26 protein-coding genes are annotated in these 24,249 nt (G+C 73.0%); 11 read left to right on the top strand and 15 right to left on the bottom strand.

Annotation, left to right across the window (positions count from 1 at the left end; genetic code table 11):
• Positions 1 to 19: 19 nt before the first annotated feature.
• The 9 genes from IFT73_RS09140 to IFT73_RS09100 form a co-directional block, all read right to left on the bottom strand.
• Entirely contained in the window at positions 20 to 1,684 is a 1,665-nt protein-coding gene (locus IFT73_RS09140) for a cation acetate symporter (RefSeq protein WP_192167360.1), read from the bottom strand.
• Positions 1,681 to 2,019 (bottom strand): DUF485 domain-containing protein, encoded by a 339-nt coding sequence (locus tag IFT73_RS09135; RefSeq protein ID WP_233556600.1) that lies wholly within the window; start codon positions 2,017 to 2,019, stop codon positions 1,681 to 1,683. Before IFT73_RS09135 ends, IFT73_RS09140 begins: the two co-directional genes overlap by 4 nt.
• Before the next feature lie 184 nt (positions 2,020 to 2,203).
• Complete coding sequence (locus IFT73_RS09130; protein ID WP_192167359.1) at positions 2,204 to 3,709, bottom strand: cation acetate symporter; 1,506 nt, start codon at positions 3,707 to 3,709, stop codon at positions 2,204 to 2,206.
• Positions 3,706 to 4,110, bottom strand: coding sequence for a hypothetical protein (locus IFT73_RS09125; protein WP_371811213.1), 405 nt, complete (start codon positions 4,108 to 4,110; stop codon positions 3,706 to 3,708). The genes IFT73_RS09130 and IFT73_RS09125 overlap by 4 nt, the downstream gene beginning before the upstream one ends.
• Positions 4,107 to 4,847, bottom strand: coding sequence for a LytTR family DNA-binding domain-containing protein (locus tag IFT73_RS09120; RefSeq protein WP_192167358.1), 741 nt, complete (start codon positions 4,845 to 4,847; stop codon positions 4,107 to 4,109). Before IFT73_RS09120 ends, IFT73_RS09125 begins: the two co-directional genes overlap by 4 nt.
• A 46-nt stretch (positions 4,848 to 4,893) precedes the next feature.
• The gene (locus tag IFT73_RS09115) at positions 4,894 to 6,033 is read right to left on the bottom strand and encodes a sensor histidine kinase (protein ID WP_192167357.1); all 1,140 of its coding nucleotides are present in this window, start codon (positions 6,031 to 6,033) and stop codon (positions 4,894 to 4,896) included.
• Positions 6,034 to 6,192: 159 nt separating this feature from the next.
• Positions 6,193 to 6,807, bottom strand: coding sequence for an energy-coupling factor transporter transmembrane protein EcfT (locus IFT73_RS09110; protein WP_192167356.1), 615 nt, complete (start codon positions 6,805 to 6,807; stop codon positions 6,193 to 6,195).
• Complete coding sequence (locus IFT73_RS09105) at positions 6,804 to 7,502, bottom strand: energy-coupling factor ABC transporter ATP-binding protein (protein WP_192167355.1); 699 nt, start codon at positions 7,500 to 7,502, stop codon at positions 6,804 to 6,806. The genes IFT73_RS09110 and IFT73_RS09105 overlap by 4 nt, the downstream gene beginning before the upstream one ends.
• Before the next feature lie 10 nt (positions 7,503 to 7,512).
• On the bottom strand, positions 7,513 to 8,100 hold the full coding sequence (locus IFT73_RS09100) for a biotin transporter BioY (RefSeq protein WP_192167354.1): 588 nt from the start codon (positions 8,098 to 8,100) through the stop codon (positions 7,513 to 7,515).
• 94 nt (positions 8,101 to 8,194) lie between these two features.
• On the opposite strand from IFT73_RS09100, the gene IFT73_RS09095 reads away from it, so the two are divergent.
• Positions 8,195 to 8,791, top strand: coding sequence for a TetR/AcrR family transcriptional regulator C-terminal domain-containing protein (locus tag IFT73_RS09095; protein WP_192167353.1), 597 nt, complete (start codon positions 8,195 to 8,197; stop codon positions 8,789 to 8,791).
• A gap of 42 nt (positions 8,792 to 8,833) precedes the next feature.
• On the opposite strand, the gene IFT73_RS09090 is transcribed toward IFT73_RS09095, so the two are convergent.
• Positions 8,834 to 10,294: a GuaB1 family IMP dehydrogenase-related protein gene (locus IFT73_RS09090; RefSeq protein WP_192167352.1), complete on the bottom strand. Its 1,461-nt coding sequence runs from the start codon at positions 10,292 to 10,294 to the stop codon at positions 8,834 to 8,836.
• Between the two features lie 38 nt (positions 10,295 to 10,332).
• Between IFT73_RS09090 and IFT73_RS19590 the strand changes: the two genes are divergently transcribed.
• Entirely contained in the window at positions 10,333 to 11,418 is a 1,086-nt protein-coding gene (locus IFT73_RS19590) for a glycosyltransferase family 4 protein (RefSeq protein WP_192167351.1), read from the top strand.
• A 15-nt stretch (positions 11,419 to 11,433) separates the two neighbouring features.
• Here IFT73_RS19590 and IFT73_RS09080 read toward each other — a convergent pair whose 3' ends face one another.
• On the bottom strand, positions 11,434 to 12,171 hold the full coding sequence (locus IFT73_RS09080) for a class I SAM-dependent methyltransferase (RefSeq protein WP_192167350.1): 738 nt from the start codon (positions 12,169 to 12,171) through the stop codon (positions 11,434 to 11,436).
• Positions 12,168 to 12,836: a methyltransferase domain-containing protein gene (locus IFT73_RS09075; RefSeq protein ID WP_192167349.1), complete on the bottom strand. Its 669-nt coding sequence runs from the start codon at positions 12,834 to 12,836 to the stop codon at positions 12,168 to 12,170. The genes IFT73_RS09080 and IFT73_RS09075 overlap by 4 nt, the downstream gene beginning before the upstream one ends.
• 141 nt (positions 12,837 to 12,977) lie before the next feature.
• Here IFT73_RS09075 and IFT73_RS09070 point away from each other — a divergent pair, with 141 nt between their 5' ends.
• From IFT73_RS09070 to IFT73_RS09040, 7 genes are all read left to right on the top strand, one after another.
• Entirely contained in the window at positions 12,978 to 14,165 is a 1,188-nt protein-coding gene (locus tag IFT73_RS09070) for a glycosyltransferase (protein WP_192167348.1), read from the top strand.
• A complete protein-coding gene (locus IFT73_RS09065; protein WP_056603433.1) occupies positions 14,162 to 14,887 on the top strand; it encodes an FkbM family methyltransferase in 726 nt (241 codons plus the stop codon). Before IFT73_RS09070 ends, IFT73_RS09065 begins: the two co-directional genes overlap by 4 nt.
• A 1-nt stretch (position 14,888) precedes the next feature.
• Complete coding sequence (locus IFT73_RS19585; RefSeq protein WP_371811212.1) at positions 14,889 to 15,461, top strand: serine O-acetyltransferase; 573 nt, start codon at positions 14,889 to 14,891, stop codon at positions 15,459 to 15,461.
• Positions 15,458 to 16,312 (top strand): cyclopropane-fatty-acyl-phospholipid synthase family protein, encoded by an 855-nt coding sequence (locus IFT73_RS09055; protein ID WP_192167347.1) that lies wholly within the window; start codon positions 15,458 to 15,460, stop codon positions 16,310 to 16,312. The genes IFT73_RS19585 and IFT73_RS09055 overlap by 4 nt, the downstream gene beginning before the upstream one ends.
• A gap of 89 nt (positions 16,313 to 16,401) precedes the next feature.
• Positions 16,402 to 16,644, top strand: coding sequence for a hypothetical protein (locus IFT73_RS09050; RefSeq protein WP_192167346.1), 243 nt, complete (start codon positions 16,402 to 16,404; stop codon positions 16,642 to 16,644).
• 6 nt (positions 16,645 to 16,650) lie between these two features.
• Positions 16,651 to 18,003, top strand: a complete 1,353-nt coding sequence (locus IFT73_RS09045) for an AMP-binding protein (RefSeq protein ID WP_192167345.1) — start codon at positions 16,651 to 16,653, stop codon at positions 18,001 to 18,003.
• Positions 18,000 to 18,761, top strand: a complete 762-nt coding sequence (locus tag IFT73_RS09040) for an SDR family NAD(P)-dependent oxidoreductase (protein ID WP_192167344.1) — start codon at positions 18,000 to 18,002, stop codon at positions 18,759 to 18,761. The genes IFT73_RS09045 and IFT73_RS09040 overlap by 4 nt, the downstream gene beginning before the upstream one ends.
• A gap of 26 nt (positions 18,762 to 18,787) precedes the next feature.
• Here the strand turns inward: IFT73_RS09040 and IFT73_RS19580 are convergent, their stop codons facing one another.
• Positions 18,788 to 20,098, bottom strand: a complete 1,311-nt coding sequence (locus IFT73_RS19580) for an oligosaccharide flippase family protein (RefSeq protein ID WP_192167343.1) — start codon at positions 20,096 to 20,098, stop codon at positions 18,788 to 18,790.
• A 68-nt stretch (positions 20,099 to 20,166) separates the two neighbouring features.
• Here IFT73_RS19580 and IFT73_RS09030 point away from each other — a divergent pair, with 68 nt between their 5' ends.
• Together IFT73_RS09030 and IFT73_RS09025 are read left to right on the top strand one after the other, a co-directional pair.
• Complete coding sequence (locus tag IFT73_RS09030; RefSeq protein WP_192167342.1) at positions 20,167 to 20,994, top strand: SGNH/GDSL hydrolase family protein; 828 nt, start codon at positions 20,167 to 20,169, stop codon at positions 20,992 to 20,994.
• 245 nt (positions 20,995 to 21,239) lie between these two features.
• On the top strand, positions 21,240 to 22,241 hold the full coding sequence (locus tag IFT73_RS09025; protein WP_192167341.1) for a class I SAM-dependent methyltransferase: 1,002 nt from the start codon (positions 21,240 to 21,242) through the stop codon (positions 22,239 to 22,241).
• Positions 22,242 to 22,269: 28 nt separating this feature from the next.
• Here IFT73_RS09025 and IFT73_RS09020 read toward each other — a convergent pair whose 3' ends face one another.
• Together IFT73_RS09020 and IFT73_RS09015 are read right to left on the bottom strand one after the other, a co-directional pair.
• The gene (locus IFT73_RS09020) at positions 22,270 to 23,016 is read right to left on the bottom strand and encodes an FkbM family methyltransferase (RefSeq protein WP_192167340.1); all 747 of its coding nucleotides are present in this window, start codon (positions 23,014 to 23,016) and stop codon (positions 22,270 to 22,272) included.
• A 15-nt stretch (positions 23,017 to 23,031) separates the two neighbouring features.
• Entirely contained in the window at positions 23,032 to 24,243 is a 1,212-nt protein-coding gene (locus IFT73_RS09015) for a DUF563 domain-containing protein (protein ID WP_192167339.1), read from the bottom strand.
• Positions 24,244 to 24,249 lie beyond the last annotated feature (6 nt).

Here is a 24,249-nt window from a genome sequence, read left to right as displayed (position 1 = left end):
ACCGAGCGAGCGCAGCGTGCTACTTCTCGGAGCCGGCTCCCGTCAGCGACCGCACCTCGAGCTCGGCGAAGCGGTCCTCGCTCGAGCGCTCCTTCGACGTGATGGTGCCCAGGTAGCCGAGCAGGAAGCCCAGCGGGATCGACACGATGCCGGGGTTCTCGAGCGGGAACCAGCTGATGTCGACGCTGGTCGGCAGGAGCGACAGGTTCTTGCCGGTGGCGTCGACGCCCTTGCCCGAGACGATCGGCGAGAAGATCACCAGGCCGACCGACGAGATCAGTCCGCCGTAGATGCTCCAGAGCACGCCGCGGGTGTTGAAGCGCTTCCAGAACAGGTTGAACAGCAGGGCCGGCAGGTTGGCCGAGGCGGCCACGGCGAAGGCCAGCGCCACCAGGAACGCGACGTTGAGGCTCTGGCCGGGGATGGCCAGGGCGATCGCGATGCCGCCGATGACGAACGCCGAGATGCGGGCGACCTTGATCTCGTCGGCACCCGACGCCTTGCCCTTCTTCCAGACGCTCGCGTACAGGTCGTGCGCCACCGACGAGGCCGACGTCAGCGTCAGACCCGCCACGACGGCGAGGATCGTCGCGAAGGCGACCGCCGAGATGAGGGCCAGCAGGACCGCGCCGCCGGTCGTGCCGGGACCACCGCCCACGGCCTCGGCCAGCAGGGGGGAGGCCAGGTTGCCGCCGGAGTCGATGATGCGCTGCTTGGCGTCGCCCGTGACGAGAGCGGCCGCGCCGAACCCGAGGATCAGGGTCAGCAGGTAGAACGAGCCGATGATGCCGATCGCCCACAGGACCGACTGGCGGGCCTGGCGTGCCGTCGGGACGGTGTAGAACCGCACGAGGATGTGCGGCAGGCCGGCGGTGCCGAGCACCAGGGCGATGCCGAGCGAGATGAAGTCGATCTTGCTCGTCGTCGTGGCGCCGTACTTGAGCCCCGGCTCGAGGAAGGCCGAGCCCTTGCCGCTGTTCTGCGCGGCCTGTCCGAGCAGCTCGGACACGTTGAAGCCGAACTTGGCGAGCACCAGGACGCTGATCAGGATCGTGCCGCCCATCAGCAGCACGGCCTTGACGATCTGGACCCACGTGGTGCCCTTCATGCCGCCGATGACGACGTAGAAGATCATCAGGATGCCGACGGCCACGATCGTGAGGTTCTTGGCGGTCTGGCTGTCGACGCCGAGCAGCAGCGACACGAGGGCGCCGGCGCCGACCATCTGGGCCAGCAGGTAGAAGATCGACACGACGATCGTCGACGTCGCCGCGGCGGTCCGGACGGGTGTCTGCCGCATCCGGTAGGCGAGCTGGTCGGCCATCGTGAACCGTCCGGAGTTGCGGAGCAGCTCGGCGACCAGGAGCAGCGCCACGAGCCACGCCACGAGGAAGCCGATCGAGTACAGGAAGCCGTCGTAGCCGGACAGCGCGATGGCACCGGAGATGCCGAGGAACGAGGCCGCCGACATGTAGTCGCCGCCGATCGCGAAGCCGTTCTGGACGCCGCTGAAGCTGCGCCCGCCGGCGTAGTAGTCGGCCGCCGTCTTGGTGTTGCGGCTGGCCCAGAACGTGATGCCGACGGTCAGCAGCACGACGAGCAGGAACAGGGTGGCCGTGAGGGCCTGGTGGTCGTCGGAGGACGACGCCTGGACGAACGTGATGCCTGCGAGCGAGGTGCTCATGCGTTGGCCTCCTTCTCGTACGCCTCGTTGAGGGCGTCGGCGATGGGGTCCATGTTCTTGGCGGAGAAGCGGGCGTACCAGAACGCGATGCCGAAGGTCGTGATGAACTGCAGCAGGCCCCACAGCAGCGCGATGTTGACGTTGCCGAAGACCTTGGTGTTCATGAGGCCCGGCGCGTAGTTGGAGCACAGGACGTACAGCAGGTACCAGACCATGAAGCCGACCGTCATGGGCACGACGAAGCCCATGTAGGTCTTCTTCAGCTGCTTGAACTCGTCCGACGCGTGGATGCGGTCGTAGGCCGCCTGGGCCTGGGGAGTCGCTCTCTCCGCCACGATGGTTCACCTCTTCCGTGTGAGGGCGGCGCGAGGGGCGCGGCCGTCCACGACGCTAGGGCGCTCCAGGGGTGTGAGCCAGATCACCACGGGCCCCGTGCGCCGGAGGTGGGGTCGCGGTGCGGCGTGCGGTCGGAGGGGCGCGACGAGCGGTCGTCCCGGCGGGACGAGCGGTTGCCCCGCCTCAGTCGCGGCGGTCGACGGCGATGTGCTCGGGCGTGTGCAGCCGGACCATGGTGCGCGAGACGTTGTCGGGCACGTCGGCGCGGGTCAGCAGCGAGACGCCGACCATGAGCCCGAAGCCGACCGGCACCGACCACGCCGCGGGCTGGCTCATCAGCACGCCCAGCCACCCCTCGGGCTGCCACGCGATCGTCATGACGGGGGCGATGCCGGCGCACAGGCCGCCGCCGATCATGCCCGCGACGGCTCCCCGCGCCGTCAGCCCGCGCCACCAGATGCCCAGCACCAGCAGCGGGCAGAACGTCGACGCGGCCAGGGCGAAGGCGAACGTCACCGAGTTGGCCACCGCGATGCGCTCGGCCGACAGCGCCAGCAGCAGCGGCACGAGGATGCCGCCGGCCGCGGCGATCCGCAGGGCCGCGATGGTGCTGAGGCGTCGACGTCCGGCGCGCCCGCGCGAGAGCCCCTGGCCGATGACCCCCGCGACCGACATCGTGATGCCCGACGACGTCGACAGGAAGGCCGCGAACGCGCCCGCCGTCAGCAGTGCCGCGAGCACCTCGCCCAGCCCTCCGCCGAGGACCCGCGACGGCAGCTCGAGCACGACGGTGTCGGCGCTGCCCGAGGCCAGCAGGTCGCTCGCGTAGATGCGTCCCAGCACGCCGTAGACCGTCGGCAGCAGGTAGAACGTGCCGAGCAGCGCCAGGACGATCAGGGTCGTGCGGCGGGCCGCACGACCGTCCGGGTTGGTGTAGAACCGCACGACGACGTGCGGCAGGCCCATCGTGCCGAGGAACGTCGCGACCAGCACCGAGTACGTCAGGTAGAGGCCGGGGCCGTCGGTGCCGCCGAACGGCGTGAACCACGCCTCGGGGGCGACGGGGGACGGGCGTCCGTCGTCGGTCCACGCGTGCACCAGGAAGAACATCGGGACGAGCAGCGCCGTGAGCTTGAGCCAGTACTGGAAGGCCTGGACGAACGTGATGCTGCGCATGCCGCCCGACACGACGTTGATCACGACGATGACCGCGACCAGCACCGTGCCGACCCACGTGGGCGCCCCCGTGACGGTGCGCAACGTCAGGCCCGCGCCCTGGAACTGGGGCATGAGGTACAGCCAGCCGACCGCCACGACGAGCACGCTCGCGACCTGCCGCACCCGCACCGACTGCAGCCGCACCTGGGCGAAGTCGGGGATCGTGTACGCGCCCGACCGCCGCAGCGGCGCCGCGACGAACACCAGCAGCATCAGGTAGCCGGTCGTCCAGCCGATCGGGTACCAGAGCATGTCGGCGCCGTAGGCCAGGACGAGCCCCGCGACGCCGAGGAACGACGCCGCCGACAGGTACTCCCCGCCGATCGCCGAGCTGTTCCACACGGGACTGACCGAGCGCGACGCGACGTAGAAGTCGCTCGTCGTGCGGCTGAACCGCAGGCCGAACGCACCGATGCCGAGCGTCGCGAGCGACACCAGGGCCACGGCCACGACGCCGTACGTCGTGTTCACGGCTCGTCGGCGCGATCAGGCTGCACGAGCTCGGCGAAGTCGCGCTCGGCCCGCTCGGCCTGGCGGATGTAGACCCATCCCAGGCCGAACAGCCCCGGGTAGACCGCGACGCCCAGGATCAGCCACGGCGCCGGCACCCCCAGCACGCGGAACTCCGTGACGGTGTCGAAGGCCATGAACGTCAGCGGCAGGGCGCCGATCGACAGCACCAGCGTCAGGGCCACCGCGATCGCGGCCCGCAGCTGCGAGCGGATCAGCGACTGCATGTAGATCTCGCCGATCCCGGTCGACTCGTCGATCTCCTGGCGCACGCTGCGGCGGACGTGCGCCGGCGCCGACGTCAGCGGGTTGGTGACGCGCACCCGTCCGGTGGGCGGCGGGTGCTGCCCGTCGTCGCTCACAGGGCGCGTTCGTGGATCAGGTCGCGCAGGGCCCGGGTGTGGCGGCGGGCCACCTGCAGCTCGACGAGCTCGGTGCCCGACTGCACGACGACGCTGCAGCGTCCGGCCTGCACCCGCACCTCGCGCACGTGGGCCAGGTTGACCACGATGCTGCGGTGGATGCGCACGAACCCCGCGTCGGCCCACTCGTCGGCGAGCGTGCCCAGCGGCGTCCGCACGAGGTGGCTCGAGCCGTCGGCGACGTGCAGGCGCACGTAGTCGCCCTGCGCCTCGGCGTGCGCGACGGACGCCCGCGAGACGAAGCGTGTCACCCCGCCGAGCTCGACCGCGATCTGCTCGTCACCCGCGGACGTGCCCCGGTCGGTGTCGGCACCCGCGCTGGCCCGCCGCACGCTCTCGCGCAGCCGCTCCTCGCGGATCGGCTTGAGCAGGTAGTCGACGGCGTTCATCTCGAAGGCCTCGACGGCGTGCGCCTCGTGGGCCGTGACGAACACGATCTGCGGCGCGGCGCGGAAGTGGCCCAGCAACCGGGCGATGTCGAGACCGCTCAGCCCCGGCATCGCGACGTCGAGGAACACCAGGTCGATGCCGCCCTGCTCGAGCAGGCGCAGCGCGTCGGTGCCGCTGTGGGTGCCGCGCACCGAGGCGATGCGGTCGTCGCGCTGCAGGAGCCACACCAGCTCGTCCAGGACGGGCTGCTCGTCGTCGACGACGAGGGCGTGCAGCGAGGCGGGCATGGGGCCGATCCTGCCCCCATGGTGACCCGCGCCACAAGTCGGTCGGTCAGGACGACGTGTCGACGTCGGGCGAGAACTTGGGCACCCGCAGCGAGACCTTGGTGCCGAAGCCCGGTGCCGTCTCGACGACGATGCCGTACGCGTTGCCGTAGACCGTCCGCATGCGCTCGTCGACGTTCGCGAGACCCACCGACGCGCTGGGGTTGCGCCCCGACAGCGCCGCCCGGACGACCTCGGGGTCGACGCCGGCGCCGTCGTCCTCGATCGTGATGAGGCACTCGGGGCCGGTGTCGAGCGCCGTGACGGTGATCGTGCCGTCGCCCGCGCGGCTCTCGAGACCGTGCCGGACGGCGTTCTCGACCAGCGGCTGCACCGACAGGAACGGCAGCGTCACGCTCAGCACCTCGGGCGCGACGAGCGTCACGACCCGCAGGCGGTCGCCGAACCGGGCCTTCTCGAGCACGAGGTAGCGCTCGATCGACCGCAGCTCCTCGGCCAGCGTCGTGAACTCGCCGTGCTGGCGGAACGAGTAGCGGGTGAAGTCGGCGAACTCGAGCAGCAGCTCGCGGGCCCGCTCGGGGTCCGTGCGCACGAACGACGCGATGGCGCCGAGCGAGTTGTAGATGAAGTGCGGCGAGATCTGGGCCCGCAGCGCGCGCAGCTCGGCCTCCATCAGCGCCGTGCGCGACGTGGCCAGCTCGGCGAGCTCGAGCTGGCTCGACATCCAGCGCGCGACCTCGGTCGTGGCGCGGGCCAGGCCCGCCGAGGCCTCGTCGGTGACGATCACAACGCTGCCGACGACGCGCTCCTCGACCGCGAGGGGTGCGACGATCACGCGTCCGGCCGCCCGCGTCGTGCCGCTGCCGATCGCGGCGCGCACGAGGTCGGCGACGTCGGCGTGCTCGCCCGGGCCGTCCCACGCGAGCGGACCCTCGGTGTCGGTGATCGCGACGGTGCGGGCGCCCAGCAGCGTCCGGACGTGGGGCAGGGCACTGGCGGCACTCTCGGCGTCGAGCCCGCGGCGCAGCGCGGGCGCCGCGAGGGCCGTCGTGTGCAGTGTCTCGTACGTCGCGCGGTCCTCCGGCGTCCCGAGGCTGGGGCGGCGCGCCAGCAGCCACCACCGCGCGAACGCCGCCACCGCGACGAGCGCCGCCGCGGCGACCAGGGCGGTGACGAGGTTGTCCATCCGCCGACGCTACCGCGCGGGGTCCGGTGCGGACGTCATCGTAGAAGCGGTGGCCTAGGTACTGATGTGATGACGTCCGGGGACGTCATCACGGGTGCGGCACCCCAGGTACTGATGTGATGACGTCCGCGCCGGGACGCGTCGGCGCCACCGGCGGGGTCAGTCGTCGCCGATGCCGCGGGCGTGGAGGGCAGCGCCGGTGTCGTAGGCGTGGGCGACGGTGCGGATCGCCATGGGGGACAGGTTGGCGCGGGGGCTGCGCTCGAGCCCGCGGGCCTTGGCGGCCTCGCGGGTCTCGCGGAAGATCTCGAAGATCGCGGGGATCGCCCCGATCATGAGCGAGAACGCGAGGGCGACCTTCTCGGGGTCGACACCGAGACGTCGGAACGGTCGAAGCCCCCGGACGATCGCGTCGAGCATCCGGTCCATCGGCGTCGTCGCGGTGAACGTCGTCGCGACCACGACGAGCGCGAGCGTCGTCGCGACGACCTCGACCGCCACGGGCCAGCCGCGCTGCCACCACTGGAAGCCGCCCAGCACCGTCACGACGACCACCAGTGGCCGTAGCCCACGCCAGACGGCCCCGGGCGGCACGCGGGCCCAGGCCGACAGCAGCACCGCGCCGACGAGCGCCGCGACGGGGGGCCACGGCCCCCGCAGCGCGACGACGACGATGCTCGTCAGCACGACGAGACCGAGCTTGGGGCCCGCCGGGATGCGGTGCCAGACCGTCGTGCCCGGACGGTACGTGCCGAGCGGCAGTGCGCCCCTCACGGCGACGTCACGCTCTCGCGGTACCAGGCGACGGCCTCGGCGGGCTCGCCGTCGGCGGCGATCCGGCCGCCCTCGACGACCAGCACCCGCTCGCAGCGCAGCGCGAGGTCGAGGTCGTGCGTCACGAGCACGAGCTGCTGCTCGAGCGACAGCAGCCGGTCGGCGACGATCGCGGAGTTGCGCAGGTCGAGCAGCGTCGTGGGCTCGTCGGCGACGACGATCGACGGCTCGGTCGCCAGCACCCCCGCGAGCGCGAGCAGCTGCTGCTGGCCCCCCGACAGCGCGTGCACGCTGGTGTCGGCGAGGTGCGCCAGGCCGTACGTCGCCAGGACGTCCATGACGCGGCGCTGCCGCTCGTCCTTGTCCTTGACGAGTCGCCGCAGCGAGAGGGCGACGTCCTCGGCGACGGTCGGCATGACGAGCTGGGCGGCGGGCTGGGTGAACACGAAGCCGACCCGCCGGCGGACCGCCGGGCCCTCGGACGCGACGTCGAGGCCGTCGACCGTCACGGTGCCCGACGACGGCGAGACCAGCCCGTTGACGAGTCGCGCCATCGTCGACTTGCCCGACCCGTTGCCGCCGATGAGCGCGACGCGGTGCTGCGTCAGGGTGGCCGTGACGTCGCGGAGGATGACGACGTCGCCGCCGGACGCCTCGGCGGTGACGGTGACGTCGTCGAACGCGATGTCGGCCATGGGCCGAACGCTACCGAGCGCGCGACAGCAGGGCCGGGAAGGCCCGGTGCACGGCCGCGGCGACGACCGCGGCGGCGGCGAGCTTGACCAGGTCGGCCGGGACGTACGCGAACGAGCTCGTGACCGTCGTGCCCCACGGGGTGTCGGCGTACAGCGCGATGCCGGTCGCGCCGACGATCCACACCAGCGCCTCGGCGACGACGCCGCCGGCCAGGACGACCCCGGCCGTGACCGCGACGCTGCGGCGGTGGGCCCGTTCGACGGCCAGGCCGACGACCAGTGCGGCGAACGGGAACGCGAACAGGTAGCCGCCGGTGACGCCCGTGAACGGCGCGATGCCCGACGTGCCACCGGCGAAGATCGGCAGGCCCGCGGCCCCGACGACGAGGTAGAGCACGACGGCGAGGAATCCGCGACGCGCGCCCAGCACCGCGCCGGCCAGGAAGATGCCGAACAGCTGCAGCGTGACGGGCACGCCGTTGACGCCGAACGGCAGCGCGGCCGAGACGGCGCACACCGCGATGAGGGCCGCGAACGTCGCGATCAGGGCGAGATCGGTCGTGCTCGCGACGGGACGACGGGTCGTGGTGCTGGACATCGGGGCTCCTGGGGGCGGTACCTGAACGGTGCTCAGGTGAACGGCGTTCAGGTTAGCGTAGGATCGCCGTCGGTTGTCAACGTCAGGAGTCGGAGTGCGTTACCGCAGGAGCGACGTCGTCGAGCGGGCCGTCGACGTCCTCGACCAGTACGGCCTGGCCGATCTGTCGATGCGGCGCATCGCCGCCGAGCTGGGCCTGCAGCCGTCCGCGCTCTACCACCACTTCGCGAGCAAGCAGCACCTGCTGGCCGCGGTCGCCGACGAGCTGCTCGAGCGCGGTCGCCGTCCGTCCGCCGACGACGTGCCGTGGGACGTCGCCGTCGTCGGCGCCGGGCACGCGCTGCGCGACGCCATGCTGGCGTACCGCGACGGCGCCGAGCTGATCGCGACGGTGCAGGCCTTCGGTCTGGGACACGTCTCGCCCCTCGTGCCGCTGGTGCGGGCGGTCGACCGCGGAGGCTTTCCGGCCGAGCTGGCCCGGGCCGCCGCGACGACGATCCTGCACTTCGTCTTCGGTCACGTGTCGGAGGAGCAGGCGCACCTCCAGGCCAGCAGCGTCGGCGCGATCGGCGACGACGCCCCGGCCGGCGCCGACGCGGCCTCGTTCGACCTCGGCCTCTCGCTCATCCTCGACGGCGTCCGCCACCACCAGCCCAGAAGTGCGGACAACCGGACCTCCTTACCGCGGTAGAAAGGTCCGCTTCTCCGCACTTCCGGGCTGGGTTGCCGCCTATCACCAGGACGCGTGGAGGGGACGGCCCTCGTCGTAGCCGGCCGAGCTCTGCAGCCCGACGACGGCGCGGTCGTGGAACTCCGCGACCGACCGCGCTCCGGCGTACGTCGCGCTCGAGCGGACGCCCGCGACGATCGAGTCGACGAGGTCCTCGACGCCCGGACGGTCGGGGTCGAGGAACATGCGTCCGGTCGAGATGCCCTCCTCGAACAGCGCCATGCGGGCGCGCTCGAAGCCGGCCGCGTCGCGCGTGCGGTTCGACACCGCGCGCGCCGACGCCATGCCGAACGAGTCCTTGTACGGCCGGCCGTCGGTGCCGACCTTGAGGTCGCCGGGGCTCTCGAGCGTGCCGGCGAACCACGAGCCGATCATGACGCTCGCCGCTCCCGCGGCGAGCGCGAGCGCGACGTCACGGGGGTAGCGGACCCCGCCGTCGGCCCACACGTGCGCGCCGAGCTCGGTCGCCGCCGCGGCGCACTCGAGGACGGCCGAGAACTGGGGGCGGCCCACGCCGGTCATCATGCGGGTCGTGCACATCGCGCCCGGACCGACACCGACCTTGACGATGTCGGCGCCCGCGGCCACGAGGTCGCGCACGCCGTCGGCCGACACGACGTTGCCGGCCGCGACGGGGACGCGTCGCCCGCCCGCGGCGACCCGCGCGTCGCGGGCCGCGACGACCAGCGGCAGGGCCTCGAGCATCTTCTCCTGGTGGCCGTGCGCGGTGTCGACGACGAGGACGTCGATGCCCATCGCGAGCAGGGCCTCGGCCTTGCCCGTGACGTCGCCGTTGATGCCGACCGCGGCGCCGATCACGAGGCGTCCGTCGGGGTCGACGGCGGGCTCGTAGATCGTCGACCGCAGGGCGGCCTTGCGGGTCAGGACGCCCACGAGGCGTCCGTCGGCGACGACCGGGGCGACGTCGATGTGCTGCGCCGTCATCTGGTCGAAGCACGTGCGCGGATCGGCGCCGACCGCGAGCGTCAGGACGTCGGTCGTCATGACCTCGCGCACCTGCGCGAAGCGGTCGACCTCGGCGCCGTCGCGCTCGGTGACGACGCCGAGGAACGCGCCGTCGTCGTCGACCACCGCGACGGCACCGTGGGCGCGCTTGGGGATCAGGCTCATGGCCTCGCCGACCGTCGTGGACGGGCTGACCGTGACGGCGGTGTCGTAGACCGTGTGCGCGGCCTTGACGCGGTCGACGGTCGAGGCGACGACGTCGAGCGGGATGTCCTGCGGGATGATCGCGACACCTCCGCGGCGCGCGATCGTCTCGGCCATGCGGCGGCCCGAGATCGCGGTCATGTTGGCGACCACGAGGGGCAGCGTCGTGCCCGTGCCGTCGGCGGTGGACAGGTCGACGTCGAAGCGGCTCGTGACCCCCGAACGGGCCGGGACCATGAAGACGTCGTTGTACGTCAGGTCGTACTGGGGCAGCAGGTCGTTGAGGAACTTCACGCCCAGAGTCTAGGCGGCCGCGCTGTTAGGGTGCCGTCGTGCGCATCGCCTTCCTCGGCAACGGGCTGACCGGGTACCTGGCCGCCCAGTACCGCGAGCTCGCCCGCCTGGGCCACGAGCTGCTGGTCGTCCAGCCGGGCAGCCCGGAGGTCGCGGTGGGGGCCATGCGCGACACGGCCTTCGACGAGCTGGGGGTCGCGTCGTTCGCCGAGCTGCTCGAGTGGACGTCGGAGCCGTCCGCGGCCGAGCTCGTCGACCGGGTGCGCCGCTTCGACCCCGACGCCGTCGTCATGAGCTCGTGGAACTTCGCCGACTCCTACCGCGCGGTCATGAAGTCGCTGCCGTCCGGCGTGGTCCGCGTGCTGGTCATGGACAACCTCTGGCGGGCGGCGCCGCGGCAGTGGCTGGGGCGCGCGACGAGCCGCTGGTACGTGCACTCGGTCGCCGAGGTCGCGATGGTGCCGAGCGAGCGCTCCGAGACGTACGCGCGCATGCTCGGGTTCGGACCGGCCGACGTCATCCGGGGCTCGCTGTCGGCCGATCTGTCGCTGTTCGGTGGCGGAGGGGAGCGTGCGGGCGACGAGCTCGCCGCACGCCGCTCGTTCCTGTTCGTCGGGCGGCTCGTCGACCACAAGGGCGCCGACGTCCTCGCGGCGGCGTACCGGCGGTACCGCGAGCTGGTCGACGACCCGTGGACGCTCGAGGTCGTGGGCCTGGGCCCGCTCGACCACCTGCTGCGCGACCAGCCGGGCGTCACGATGCACGGGTTCGTCCAGCCCGCGGGCGTCGCCGAGCTGATGCGGACGGTCTCGTGCAGCGTCGTGCCGTCGCACGTCGAGCCCTACGGGGTCGTCGTGCACGAGGCGACGGCGTCGGGGTTGCCGGTGCTGTGCACCGACTTCGCGGGCGTCGCCGCGGGCCTGGTGCAGGACCACGCCAACGGGTGGGTCGTGCCGGCCGGCGACGTCGAGGAGTGGGCCGCGGCGATGGCCCGCGTGTCGGGCTGCTCGCCCGAGACGCTGGCCGACATGTCGCGCATCAGCCGGGCGCTGTCGACCCGGCTGTCGCCGCAGATCTGGGCGCGCAACGTCGCCGAGCAGATCGCCCGTCGCCGCGGCGCCTGACGCGTCACCCGCGTGTCAGGACGAGGGAGCCCACCAGATCGCGGTGTCCCACACGCCGTTGGTCGTCCAGACGCGCCGCCAGCCCTCGCGCTCGGTGCGGTCGACGAACTCCTGCCACCCGTTCGTGGCGGGTGCGCCGACGTGCCACGGCGACCGGGTCGTGGTGGGCAGGTAGGTCTCGGCGTTGTCGACGACCAGGAGGCCGCCGGGGCGCAGCAGGTCGAGCGCCCGCAGCACGCAGTCGTCGCGGTACTCGCCGTCGACGAAGGCCAGGTCGAGCGACGCGGGCGCGATCTCGGGCGCCGCGTCGACGTACGCCGACCGGTGCTCGGGCGTCTCGTAGCCGAGCTCGTCGAACGGGACGAGCCGCAGGTCGACGTTGTCGACGTGACCGGCGTCGAGGTCGGCCCGCAGGCTCGCGTGCCACTGCGGCGAGCCCTCGACCGACGTCAGGTGCTCGATGCGCTGCGCGAACCACGCCGTCGTGCCGCCCGAGCCCCACTCGATGCCGCGATCGGTGGGCCTGAGCAGCTGGTCGAGGATCGTGAGCGCGTCGCGCGTGATCCACGGGCGCCGCTGCGGTCGCAGGGCGGCGGCCCGGACGGTGAGGGAGTCGCGCAGGTAGCGCGGCACGTCGCGCGCGCCGAGCTCGAGGTGCGGCGACAGGTGGCCCGGACGCCCCGCGGCCCACTGCGGGTTGCGACGGTTCCACAGCGACGTCGCGACGCGCGACGTCAGGCCCGGGGACGTCACGCGACGTCCCCGGGCCTGGTCGCCTCCACGGCCATCTGGGCGCCGCCCTCGTCGGCCCGCTGGTCGAGGCCGTCGAGCTCGGGGTGGTCGCTCGAGCCCGGCACCGAGCGGGTGACGTCGGTGAAGCCGACGCGCTCGAGCTCGACCGCGAGCGTCTCGAAGTCGTACACGTAGCCCGTGTGGTGGCCGAACGACGCGATCGGGATGCGCACCCAGTCGAGCGGGTGGTCGACCGTCAGCCCGTACTGCTCGTAGACCGCGGCCTCGGGATCGCCCTGCGGCGAGACGCCCGCGAGGTAGCGGTCGACGTGACCGCGCAGGTCGGGCGTCACGAACCGGATGACGCCGCCGGGTCGCAGGCAGCGGAACGCCTCGGCGAACAGCGTGCGTCCGGCCTCGAGCGGCACGTGCTCGATGACGTTGTCGGAGTAGACGTGCGACACCGAGGCGTCCTCGAGCGGCCACGTGCGGGTCGCGTCGAGGAAGTGGCGCGTGACGGCGTTGACGTTGGTCACGACCCACCCCTCGCGGGGCGCCAGGCCGCCGAGCTCGAGCCGCAGCGGCCGCGGGGTCGAGGCCAGGGTGCGCGACGTGCGTCGCCGCGCGAGGGGGGTGTTGACGGCCAGCACGGGAGGCCGCAGCACGGCGTGCAGTCGAGGGTTCACGCCCCGACCATAACGTCTGCGTCGCGCGATTTCACCGTGATCCGAGACCTCGCGAACGGCAGTAACCACTCGCGTCCGGGCTCGTTGGTTGGGGGACAGGTGCCCTCGTCCGACCGGGCACCCGGACGGTCTGGAGGGCCGATGAGCGACGCCCGGAGCACGACGCTCGTCGTCGAGCCCGACCCCGGCGGTCACCGCTTCCAGGCCGTCGCGGCCGTCGCCCGGCTGGCGCGCGCCTTCGGTCCCGTCGTGCTGCTCACGAGCTCCGAGGGACGCCGCAGCGTGGCCCTCGACGTCCACCTGGGCGACCTGGTCGGCCGCGGCGAGCTGACGGTGCTCGACCCGTTCGACGAGATCCACCCGCCGACCCGCGCGATGGCGTCCGAGGTCGCCGACCGGTGCGCGGCCGCGGCCCGCCGCGGCGACGCGCCGGTCGGACGCGTCGTCGTGATGGACGCCGACCAGGCGCTCAAGCGCTGGTGGGCCGTCGCGCCGCGGCTGTTCCGTGGTCTGCCCGTGCGCCCGCGCGTCGTCTTCATGCTGACCCGCTACCCGGCGCGGCTCGCGCTGACCGACCTGACGGGCTGGCGCCTGCGGGGCCCCAAGGCCGTCCTGGCGGTCGTCGCGATGGCGACGCGCAGCCTGCACCGCGTCGTGGGCTTCAGCGGCCGCGACGACACCGCGCAGGGCTGGATCGTCAAGCGCGTCCGCGACCCGCACTACTGCTCGGCCCACTCGCGCGACCGTGCCGAGCACCGCGCGGTGCTGGGGCTCGACCCCGACCGGCTGCTCGTCGGCATCTTCGGTGCCGTCGACGCCCGCAAGAACCCGCAGCTGGTGCTCGACGCGATCTCGGCGGCGGGCCTCGACGCCACGCTGGTGGTCGCGGGAGGCTTCGACGACGAGGTGCGCGCGTGGGCGCGCGGGCTCGACGACGTCGACCGTGCCCGGGTCTTCCTGCGCGACGAGTTCCTCGACAACGACGTGCTCGACCGGTTCGTGGCGTCGGTCGACGTCGTCCCGCTGGCCCTGACGAACAACGGCCCCAGCGGCATCATGGGCAAGGCGCAGGCCGCCGGCGTCCCGGTCGTGACGGCCGGCTCGCGCGTGCGGGCCCGCGAGGTCGAGGCCACCGGCACGGGCATCGCGTGCGACTTCACGGCCGCCTCGATCGGCGACGCGATGCGGCGCGCGATCGACGGCGGGATCGTCGCCGGCACGCCGCTCGGCGAGGTGTCGGCCGAGGAGTTCGCGATGACGCTGCTGGGCGTCGACGCCGACGGTCGGGCCTTCGACCGTCGTCGCGTGCTGCAGGCGGGCGCCCGGTGAACGTCCGCACCCGCGCGATGCACGCCGTGGCCGACCGTCTCGGACGTCGAGGGTTCGAGCTGCGCCGGCACCCCGCGACGCGGCGGCAGCACGTGCTGACCCGGCACGGGGTCGACCTCGTGCTCGACGTCGGCGCGGCCGACGGCGGCTACGGCACGTCGCTGCGGTCGTTCGGCTACCGCGGCGACATCGTCTCGTTCGAGCCGCAGGCGCGGGCGTTCGACCGCCTGCGCCGCACGATCGCGGCCGACCCCGGCTGGACGGCCCGCCACCTCGCGCTGGGCGCCGAGCCGGGCGAGCTGACCATGAACATCGCGTCCAACAGCACCAGCAGCTCGGTGCTGCCGATGCTCGACACGCACGTCGCCGCGGCACCGTCCGTCCGCTACGTCGGCACCGAGTCGGTCACGGTCGGACGCCTCGACGACGAGGTCGCCGAGGCGCTGGCCGGCCACCGACGCCCCTTCCTCAAGATCGACACGCAGGGCTTCGAGCGCGAGGTGCTCGACGGCGGGCCGGCGACGCTCGCGGCGTGCGTCGGCGTGCAGCTCGAGCTGTCGCTGGTGCCGCTGTACGGCGGCGGCATGCTGATCGACGAGGCCGTGGGGCGCATGTACGAGGAGGGGTTCCAGATGGTGGGTCTCGAGCAGGGGTACGCGGCACCGACCGGCGAGATCCTGCAGATCGACGGCGTGTTCGTCCGGCCCGGGACGGAGGTCTGACGTGGTCACGCCCGCCTCCGACGCGCTGAGCTTCCGCGACCTCGTGTTCTCCGACTACGCCCGCTACCGTCCTGGCGCGCGGCAGGGCTGGCTGCACGTCCTGCTGCGCGTCCCGAGCGTCCCGGGCCTGCTCGCCTCGCTGCTGCTGCGCTCGCAGCAGTGCCTGTTCCGCTCGGGCCACGTCACGGCGGCGCACTCGCTGCGCACGCTCGGCAACGTCCTGGTCGGCGCCGACTTCGGCGCCGGCATGCAGGTCGGCCGCGGGTTCATGCTGGCGCACCCCGTCGGCGTGACGATCGGCTTCGGCCTCGTGATCGGCGACGACGTGACGTTCGCGGGCGGGGTCACGTGCGCGGCGCGCCACTACGACGCGAGGCCCGGACGCGAGCAGGAGTTCGCGACGATCGGCGACGGCGTGCTGATCGGCGCCAACGCGGTGCTCGTCGGCGGGGTGACGATCGGGCGCAACGCCGTGGTCGGGGCCAACTCGGTCGTCCTGTCGGACGTTCCCGAGGACGCCGTCGTGATGGGGTCGCCGGCCCGCCGCGTCGGCACGAGGGAGGACGCGTCATGACCGCCAAGGAGTCCTACGATCCGGCCTCGCACTACGACCGCGTCATGGCCGCGTGGCAGCTGCTGCTGGGCGACGAGCTGCACTACGGCGTCTTCGACGACGGCGACGAGCCGCTCGACGTCGCGACCCGCGCGCTGACCGAGCGCATGGTCGCGGCGGCCGACCTGCAGTCGTCCGGACGCCTCAGGGTCCTCGACGTCGGGTGCGGCTCGGGCGCGCCGGCGCGGACGATCGCCGGCCGGTTCGGTGTCGAGGTCGTCGGCATCACGACCAGCGCGGTGGGCGTCGAGACGGCCCGGCGGCGCACGGCCGAGGCGCGCGTCGACGGCGTCACGTTCGAGCAGCGCGACGGCACCGCCAACGGCTTCGACGATGCCTCGTTCGACCGCGTGTGGGTCATGGAGTCGGCGCACCTCATGCGCGACAAGGACGCCCTGGTGTCCGAGTGCGCGCGCGTCCTGCGGCCCGGCGGGCGACTCGTGCTGTGCGACCTGGTGTGGTGGCGCGAGATCGCGTTCCGCGAGGTGCGCGAGCGGCGCGACGACTTCGCGGTGCTGCGCGAGGCGTTCGGCGACGCGCACTTCGAGTCGCTCGACGGCTTCGGCGCCCTCGCGACGGAGCACGGCCTGGTGCTCGACCGCAGCGACGACCTCACGGCGGCGACGCTGCCGACGTTCGACCGGTGGCGCGCCAACGCCGACGCCCACCACGACGCGGTCGTCGAGCTGATCGGCACGGCGGGTCGCGACGCGTTCCTGCGCTCCTGCGACATCCTCGAGGCCTTCTGGCGCGACGGCACCTTCGGCTACGGGCTCGTCTCGGCGACGAGACCCGGCAGGTCGACGTCGTGACGGGCGGCTCGTGACAACCGCGTCGCTGCGTCGTTGACCTTCGCAGGAGCATCCCCGCTCCTCCCGTCCCGCAAGGAGACCACCGCGCCATGAGCACCTCGCCCGCAGACGTCCGGCGCACGGTCGTCGAGTTCCTCACGCTGATCGAGAAGCTGCCCGAGGGCTTCGCCGACGACACGCCCCTCTACGCCGACGGGGCGGGTCTCGACTCGCTCGAGACCGCCGAGCTGTCGGCCACGCTCGAGGACGTCCACGGCAGCGATCCGTACGCGACCGGTGACATGCCGCAGACCCTGGGCGACATCCAGGCGTTCTTCGCCGCGGGATCCTGAGCCACGGTGTTCGAGCTGCTCGAGCGCGTCGCGGGCGGGGAGCCCGGGCGGGTCGCGGTCGTCACGCACACGGTCTCGCGCTCGTACGGTGAGCTGCTGGCCGATGCGCGCCGCGTCGCGGCGGCGCTGAAGCGCGAGGACGTCGGCCGTCTCGCGGTCGTCGACCACGAGGCCCCCTTCGTCGTCCCGCTGCTGGCGGGGGCGGCACTCGCGGGCGTCGAGGTCACGCAGTACCCGCCGGTCGGGCCCGACGAGGTGCGCGACCTGCTGGCGCGCCTCGATCACGACGTCCTGGTGACCGACCGGGCCGACCTGACCGGTCTCGGTGCCCGCGTGCTGGCGACGCACGAGCTGCTCGCCACCGACCCCGCACCGTCCGGCCCGCTGCCGGTCGACCGCCCGCACCTCGTCCTGACGACGGGCACGACGGGCGCGCCGCGCGGCGTCCGGCACGACTGGTCACGGCTCGTGCGCGGCACGTCACGCGTCGCCCCGGCCCCGGGCCAGCGCTGGCTGCTGGCCTACGGGCTGCACCAGTTCGCGGGGCTGCAGGTGCTGCTGCACGTCCTCGCGGCGGGCGCGACGCTCGTGGCACCGGCGCCGCGGCGCCCCCGCGAGGGGCTCGCCGCGATGCGCGAGCTGGGGGTCACCCACGCCAGCGCGACGCCGACGTACTGGCGGTTCGTCGTGGCCGAGATGCGGTCCGACGGTGGTCCCGTGCCGGCCCTGCGCCAGGTGACGCTCGGCGGCGAGGCCGTGCCTGGTCCGCTGCTGGACGTCGTGCGCTCGACCTTCCCGGGCGCCTCGGTGTCGCAGGTCTACGCCGCCTCGGAGTTCGGGTCGACGGGCTCGATGCGCGACGGACGTCCGGGGCTGTCGGTCGACGTCCTCGACCGCGGCGACGACGCCGACGTCGACATGCGGATCGTCGACGGCGAGCTGTGGATCCGCTCCCGCACCGGCATGCTGGGCTATCACGGCGAGCCCCCCGTCGACGCCGACGGCTGGCGCGCCACGGGCGACCTCGTCGAGGTCGACGGCGACCGCGTGCTGTTCCGCGGTCGCACGTCCGAGATCATCAACGTCGGCGGCGTCAAGGTGCACCCCCTGCCGATCGAGGAGCGCGTGGCGGCCGTGCCGGGCGTCGACATGGCCCGCGTCCACCCACGTCCCAACGCCATGACCGGGGCGATCGTCGCGCTCGAGGTCGTGCCGTCGCCGGGCGCCGACCTCGACGCCCTGCGGTCCGACCTCCGGTCGGCGTGCGCCGACCTGCCCGCCGCGGCCCGTCCGCGCAGCATCCGCTTCGTCGACACCGTCGACACCACCGGCAGCAAGATCGTCAGGAGCCACGCATGACCAGTGACGCCACCGCCCCCGCCAGCGCCGTCGAGCCCCGCGTCGTCGTCGTGACGGGCGGCAGCCGGGGTCTCGGCGCCGGCATCGTCGAGTCGTACCTCGCCTCCGGCGACCGTGTCGCGGCCTGCGCGCGGTCGGTGACCCCCGAGGTCGAGGCGTGGCGCGCGTCGCACCCCGACCACTTCCTGTTCGAGACCGCCGACCTGTCGCGGTCGGCCGACGCCAAGACGTTCGTCGACGCCGTCGTCGGTCGCTGGGACCACGTCGACGTGCTGATCAACAACGCCGGCGTCGCCCGCGACGGCATCCTCGCGATGGCGTCGGACGACGACATCGACACCGTCGTCGACCTGAACATCAAGGGGACGCTGTACGTCTCGCGGCTCGTGACCCGGCGCATGCTGGCGCGCCGGTCGGGCAGCGTCGTCAACATCTCGTCGATCGTCGGGCGCTCGGGCTACCGCGGCCTCGGCGTCTACAGCGCGACCAAGGCCGCGCTCGACGGGCTGACCCGATCGATGGCGCGCGAGCTGGGGTCGCGCGGCATCACGGTCAACGGCATCGCGCCGGGCTACCTGCGCACCGAGATGAGCCATGGGCTCGACGAGGGCCAGATGGACCAGATCGTCCGGCGCACGCCCGCCGGTCGGCTCGGCGACCCCGGCGACATCGCGCGGGTCTGCCAGTTCCTGACCGATCCGCGCAACGACTACCTGACGGGCCAGGTCATCGTGGTCGACGGCGGTCTCACGAGCTGATGCGCGCGCCCAGCCCGGCGGCGGTCTCAGCCGACGACGTCGCGTCCGCGCCGCCGCGCGTGGCGGCCGTCCGCGCGGGGTCCGCGACCGACGGCCCGGCCGAGGGCCAGGCAGCTGAGCAGGCCCACCGCCGCGAGCGTCATGCCGACGCCGACGAGGCTCTCGTGCCCCGCCGCGACGACGATGCCGACCAGCAGCACCGGGACGAGCGCCAGCTCGATCCACGACGCGGTGCTGCCGCGCCCCTGTCCCTGCATGACCGCGATGAGCACGCTGCGCACCGCGAGCAGCCCGTCGGCCACGATGAGCCAGCGCGCGCAGCCGACCGCCCCGACGAACTCCTGCCCGAACGCCAGCCGGACGACGGGCTCCACGACGATCTCGAGCACCACGACGATGGCCGTCGCGAGCACGACCGTGATGCCGACCCAGCGCCGGACGACGGCGCGCTGGGCGACGGGATCGTCCTGGTGGGTCGCGACGCGCGGCAGCACGATGACCCGCACCGCGTTGCTCACCAGGCGGCACAGGTTCGAGACCGCCAGCGCCGTCGCGAACAGGCCCAGCGACACCGTGCCGAGCAGCGCGCCGACGAGGATGCGCTCGAGGCCCAGGCCGTCGATCGGGCGCACGCTGCTGACGTAGTTGCCCCGCGCCTCGCGCCACACGAGCGACTCGTCGATCGCGTCGTCCGCGCGGCCGCGGGCCGGCAGCAACGACGCGTGGGCGAACCCGACGCTGAGCAGGCCCGTCACGACGTAGGCGGCGAGCACGGCGTACGCGTCCCACGACCAGCCCGCGGCCAGGACGACGACGAGCACGACCGTGAACATGCCCTGCGGCGCGAGCGCGACCCACGCCATGCGCACCAGGCGGCCCTCGCCCTGCAGGCACCCCGCCAGCACCTGGAACGCGATGGTGTGGGACGTCACGACCGCGACCACGACGGCCGCCGCGACGGTGTCGGACGTGCCGCCGGAGTGGTGCAGCACCGGGGTCACCGCCCCCGCCAGCAGGCACGGCACCAGCACGAGCCAGCCACGACGCCGCCCGACGTCGCGCAGGCCGTCGCGGGCCGTGACGCGACGCTCGGCGACGAGCTTGGTGACCGACGACGGCAGGCTGCCGCCGAGCGAGATCTGCGACGCGAACAGCCCCACCGCGATCACCAGCGCGATGAGTCCGCGCCCCTCGACGCCCAGCAGCCGGGCCATGATGATGCCCGTCACGAGCGTCAGGAGCTGCAGGCCGAACGTGGCCGTCACGATCAGCAGGAACGTGAACCGGTCGCGCATCTGACGGGTGCCGGCGGCGGGATCGCTGGGCTCCTCCGACACCCGTCGAGCATACTGTCAACCACCGGCCGGCCGCTGTGAAAACGACCGCCATCACCCCCGGAGACGCGATGTCCGCACCCCTTCCCCTCCCCGTCCGCGTGCTGGTCAAGGGGGCGTCGACCGTCAACTGGGTGTCGTTCATGGGCGGCCCGCGCACCGACTTCATCTTCCCGCGCGTCATCGAGCAGCAGCTGCTCGCGCAGGGCCGGCCGGTCGACGTCGAGACCCGCTCGATGACGTCGCAGCGCGCCTCGACGGTGCTGCGCACCTGGCAGTCCGAGGTGCTGGGGTTCTCGCCCGACGTCATCGTGCTCGTCTACGGCCACTACGAGACGATCCACCTGTTCCTGCCGCGGTGGCTCGAGGTGCACGCCAACAGCCTGAGGGCGCGACCGCGGCGCCTGTCGGGGCTGTACCGGCGGGCCGTGCTGCGGCCGGTCTGGAAGCTGCTCGCGCAGGCCCAGGCCAGGCTCGACACGATCCTCGACCCGACGCTGCGTCGGGGGCGACCCCAGCAGGTCGCGGCCGACCTGCGGCAGTACATCGACCACGTCCAGAAGGTCGGCAGCCCGCTGGTCTACGTCTTCGAGCTGCTGCCGCCCGGCACGCGGTTCCAGAGCTGGTTCCCGGGCATGGCACGCCGCATCGAGGTCATGAACGCGACGCTCGAGGCGATGGTCGCCGACGTGGGCCTCGACCACGTCCGCTACCTCCGGGTGGCCGACCTCGTGGAGCTGCACGCCGGCGGAGACGTCGACGTCGCGATCCCCGACGGCTTCCACTACTCGCCCGCGATGCACCGCCACGTCGGCGAGCGGCTGGCCGACGACATCGCGGCGTGGGCCGAGACGCAGCCCCACCTGTCGGCGTCCGTCCGAGGGGCGGAATCCTCGTGATGGCAGCGTCAAACGGCCCCGACACCCCCGCCGCCGCGGTTTCCCAGGAGAACCTGGGAAACCGCGCCGCGCACAGGAACCCGGCAGCTCACACCGGTCGCAACCGGGGTGAGGTGCCCGGTTCCCAGGTGGACCCGGGAAGCTTCCGGGGTGCTCCTGGGAAACTGCGAGAGGGCGGGGAAAACCTCGGGATGGCAGGCGCAAACGGCCCCGACGCGGGCCCCGGACTCCGTACGATGGACGGCATGGCCACCACGACCTCCCCTGCTCCCGCATCCGCGAAGCAGCGTGCAGCCCGCGTCCTCCCGCGACCCGTCGTCGAGCTCCTCGACACCGCCGTCTTCCGGGTGCGTCGGGCACGGATCCGCGCGATCCAACGCTTCTTCGGGCTGTTCGGCTTCAACATCGTCAAGAAGGACGACTACTACTCGACGCTGCCCGTGCTGGCCGAGATCGAGCAGACCCGCGCGCGGTGGGACCGGCCGAGCGAGCTGGTCGGCATCGACCTCGACGTCCCGGCGATGACGCAGACCCTCCGGGGCCTGGCCGATCGGTGGGAGAAGGAGTTCACGGCCGTCACGGGCGACTACCTGGCCAACACGCGCCAGGGCTTCGGCCCCGGGTACCCGCAGCTCGACGCCCGCACGCTGTACTTCATGCTGCGCGAGCACAAGCCGGCCCGGTACCTCGAGATCGGCTCGGGGCTGTCGACGTACTACGCCTCGATCGCGGCCCGGCAGAACGCCGCCGACGGCTCGCCCCTGCAGATCACGTGCGTCGAGCCCTACCCGTTCGACGCCCTGCGCACGCTCGACAACTTCGAGCTCGTCGAGGGCTTCGTGCAGGACGTCCCCCTGTCGACGTTCGAGGCCCTCGAGGCCGGCGACGTCCTGTTCATCGACTCGTCCCACGCGCTCAAGATCGACAGCGACGTGGCCTTCCTGTTCCTCGAGGTGCTGCCGCGCCTCAAGCCCGGCGTCGTCGTGCACATCCACGACGTGCACCTGCCGTTCAACGGTCCGTTCCCCGCCGACACGTGGCTGTTCGGCGAGCGCTGGCCCGTGTACTGGAACGAGGCGATGGTCGTGCAGATCTTCCTCGCGCACAGCTCGGCCTACCGGGTGCTGCTGTCGACGCCGATGATCCGCCACACCGACGAGTCGGTGCTCACGGGTCTGTTCGACGACTACGTGCCGCTGGCGCGCGACGTCAACCCGCCCTCGTCCCTGTGGCTCGAGCGGATCTGACCCACCCGTCGCCGGCCGGCGAGTCCGGTCAGTCGCCGGAGGCCAGGACGAACAGGCCGTCGACCTGGAGCATGCGACCGTCGGGGTCCGAGATGCCCGGCTCGAGCTGCTGGATGCGGTAGCCGTCGCGGGCCATCGCTCCGACGAGCTCGTCGAACAGCAGCTGCCCGTCGTACAGCTCGACGAACGACAGCTCGAGCTGGATCGCGGCGACGCGGCCGACCAGGTCGCCGGCGCCCCGCAGCACCTCGCCCTCGAAGCCCTGCGTGTCGATCTTGAGCAGGGTGCGCGCGGGGTCGACGGCGTGGGTCGCGACGAGGTCGGCGACCGTCGTGACCGGCACGACCTCGGTGGCGACGAAGCGCGATCCCGGGGCGGTGCGCAGGTGGGCGTCGGTCATGCCGCGGATCGACGACGAGAACGAGTTGGCCGAGACGTTGATCGTCGCCTCGCCGGTCTCGGCGCCGACCGCCACGTTCAGGGTCGTCCACCGGTCGTCGCGCCCGGCCCGACGCGCCAGCTCGGCGAACGCCCCGCCGAGCGGCTCGCAGCTGATGATGCGCCCGGCGAAGCCCGCGCTGCGGGTCAACGTCGCGTACTGCCCGACGTTCGCGCCGACGTCGAGCACCGTGTCGATGCCACGTGCGTCGAGCGTGCGCACGAGGCGGCCGGCGTACGAGCCGCGACCGATCTCGAGGTCGGCGCGCTGCAGCGTGCGCCGGATCAGCAGCTTGGCCGTCTCGCGGGCCCGGTTGGCGCGGGTCTGGTCACTCATGGGCGGTCTCCGTGGTCATGCGGCGAGGAGCTCCTCGACGGCTGCGAGGACGACGCGGGGGTCGATGTCGATGTCGTCCTGGACGTTCAGCATGCGGCGCTCGGGACGGTCGGGCTCGGCCGGGTCCGCCACGAGGTAGCGGTACACCGAGTCGGGGACGTTGTCGGTGATCGCCCAGTAGCCGGGGTTGAGGTAGCGCGGGGCGAACAGCTCGAGCACCCGCACGCCCGCGGGGGCGAAGTTGAGGTTGGCGAGCCCGGCGCCGTGCGGCGCGACGACGACCTCGGCCGCCGCGAAGTGGTCGATCTGCTCCTGCACCGACACCGCGCCGGGGTCGAGCCGCTCGAAGCCGAGCGGCGCGAGCAGCGTCATCAGCTCTGCCTCGCGGACGAACCGGCGCGTGTGGGGGGCCGCGCCGCGCGTGACGAACAGCCGCGTGGGGCGCCCGCTCACGCGCTGGGCCGGAAGGTGGTCGCGCAGCCACTGCGTGACCCACCGCGGCGCCAGCGTGTGGTGGTTGTTGAGGCACGGGACGAGCAGCCGGTCGGCCCGCACGCTGAGGTGCTTGACGGGCTCGACCAGGCGGTGCGCGTCGATGCCGGCCATCGCGAGCAGCTGCCGGTCCCACGGCGTCCGGTGGCTGACGACGACGTGGTCGGGACGCGTGCCGGGCAGCGCCTCCTGCAGCACGCCCCAGCGGGGGAGCGTGTCCATCAGCGAGTGGTAGTAGTTGCGACCCGACGCCTGCGACGACAGCGAGAGCGTCGTGCCGTCGAGCGGCGTGGCCTCGGGCAGGCGCGGGCGCAGGTAGATCGGGTGCTCCTGCCAGCCGCGGATGCGGAAGTAGGGGCTCGTCTGCAGGTCGAGCCGCCCGCCCGGCGTGATCGTCGCGGCGTAGTCGCCGACGAGCCGGCCGTCGGCGACCTCCAGCACGAACCGCTCGGGCACCTCGAGCTCGCGCACCTCGCCCCAGAACCGCATCGCGCGCGGCGTGCCGACCGGCAGGTCGCGCACCGCGTGCTCGGCGGGTCCGCAGCGGTGCACCCGGACGGCGTCGGGCTCAGCGGCAGCGGTCTGCGTCGACGTGAGGGTCGCGGTCGCGGGCACGGCGCGGTCGGGCGACACCGGCAGGGAGCGCGTGACGCGGCCGGCGGTCCTGCTGGCGGCCCGGTGCGCGACCTTGGCCGCGGGCCACAGGGGCTGCAGGGCGGGAGGGAGCCGGGTCATGGTGCG

Source organism: Aeromicrobium sp. CFBP 8757, assembly GCF_014841755.1.
GTDB lineage: Bacteria > Actinomycetota > Actinomycetes > Propionibacteriales > Nocardioidaceae > Aeromicrobium.
This window is presented reverse-complemented; position numbering and strand designations above follow the sequence as displayed.

What these genes read in the sequence shown, in the direction of transcription:
- IFT73_RS09140 (WP_192167360.1), bottom strand. Translation starts at nt 1,684, where the DNA reads ATGAGCACCTCGCTCGCAGGCATCACGTTCGTCCAGGCGTCGTCCTCC.
- IFT73_RS09120 (WP_192167358.1), bottom strand. Translation starts at nt 4,847, where the DNA reads ATGCCCGCCTCGCTGCACGCCCTCGTCGTCGACGACGAGCAGCCCGTC.
- IFT73_RS09115 (WP_192167357.1), bottom strand. Translation starts at nt 6,033, where the DNA reads ATGGACAACCTCGTCACCGCCCTGGTCGCCGCGGCGGCGCTCGTCGCG.
- IFT73_RS09105 (WP_192167355.1), bottom strand. Translation starts at nt 7,502, where the DNA reads ATGGCCGACATCGCGTTCGACGACGTCACCGTCACCGCCGAGGCGTCC.
- IFT73_RS09100 (WP_192167354.1), bottom strand. Translation starts at nt 8,100, where the DNA reads ATGTCCAGCACCACGACCCGTCGTCCCGTCGCGAGCACGACCGATCTC.
- IFT73_RS09070 (WP_192167348.1), top strand. Translation starts at nt 12,978, where the DNA reads ATGAGCGACGCCCGGAGCACGACGCTCGTCGTCGAGCCCGACCCCGGC.
- IFT73_RS09055 (WP_192167347.1), top strand. Translation starts at nt 15,458, where the DNA reads ATGACCGCCAAGGAGTCCTACGATCCGGCCTCGCACTACGACCGCGTC.
- IFT73_RS09050 (WP_192167346.1), top strand. Translation starts at nt 16,402, where the DNA reads ATGAGCACCTCGCCCGCAGACGTCCGGCGCACGGTCGTCGAGTTCCTC.
- IFT73_RS09040 (WP_192167344.1), top strand. Translation starts at nt 18,000, where the DNA reads ATGACCAGTGACGCCACCGCCCCCGCCAGCGCCGTCGAGCCCCGCGTC.
- IFT73_RS09030 (WP_192167342.1), top strand. Translation starts at nt 20,167, where the DNA reads ATGTCCGCACCCCTTCCCCTCCCCGTCCGCGTGCTGGTCAAGGGGGCG.
- IFT73_RS09025 (WP_192167341.1), top strand. Translation starts at nt 21,240, where the DNA reads ATGGCCACCACGACCTCCCCTGCTCCCGCATCCGCGAAGCAGCGTGCA.
- IFT73_RS09020 (WP_192167340.1), bottom strand. Translation starts at nt 23,016, where the DNA reads ATGAGTGACCAGACCCGCGCCAACCGGGCCCGCGAGACGGCCAAGCTG.
- IFT73_RS09015 (WP_192167339.1), bottom strand. Translation starts at nt 24,243, where the DNA reads ATGACCCGGCTCCCTCCCGCCCTGCAGCCCCTGTGGCCCGCGGCCAAG.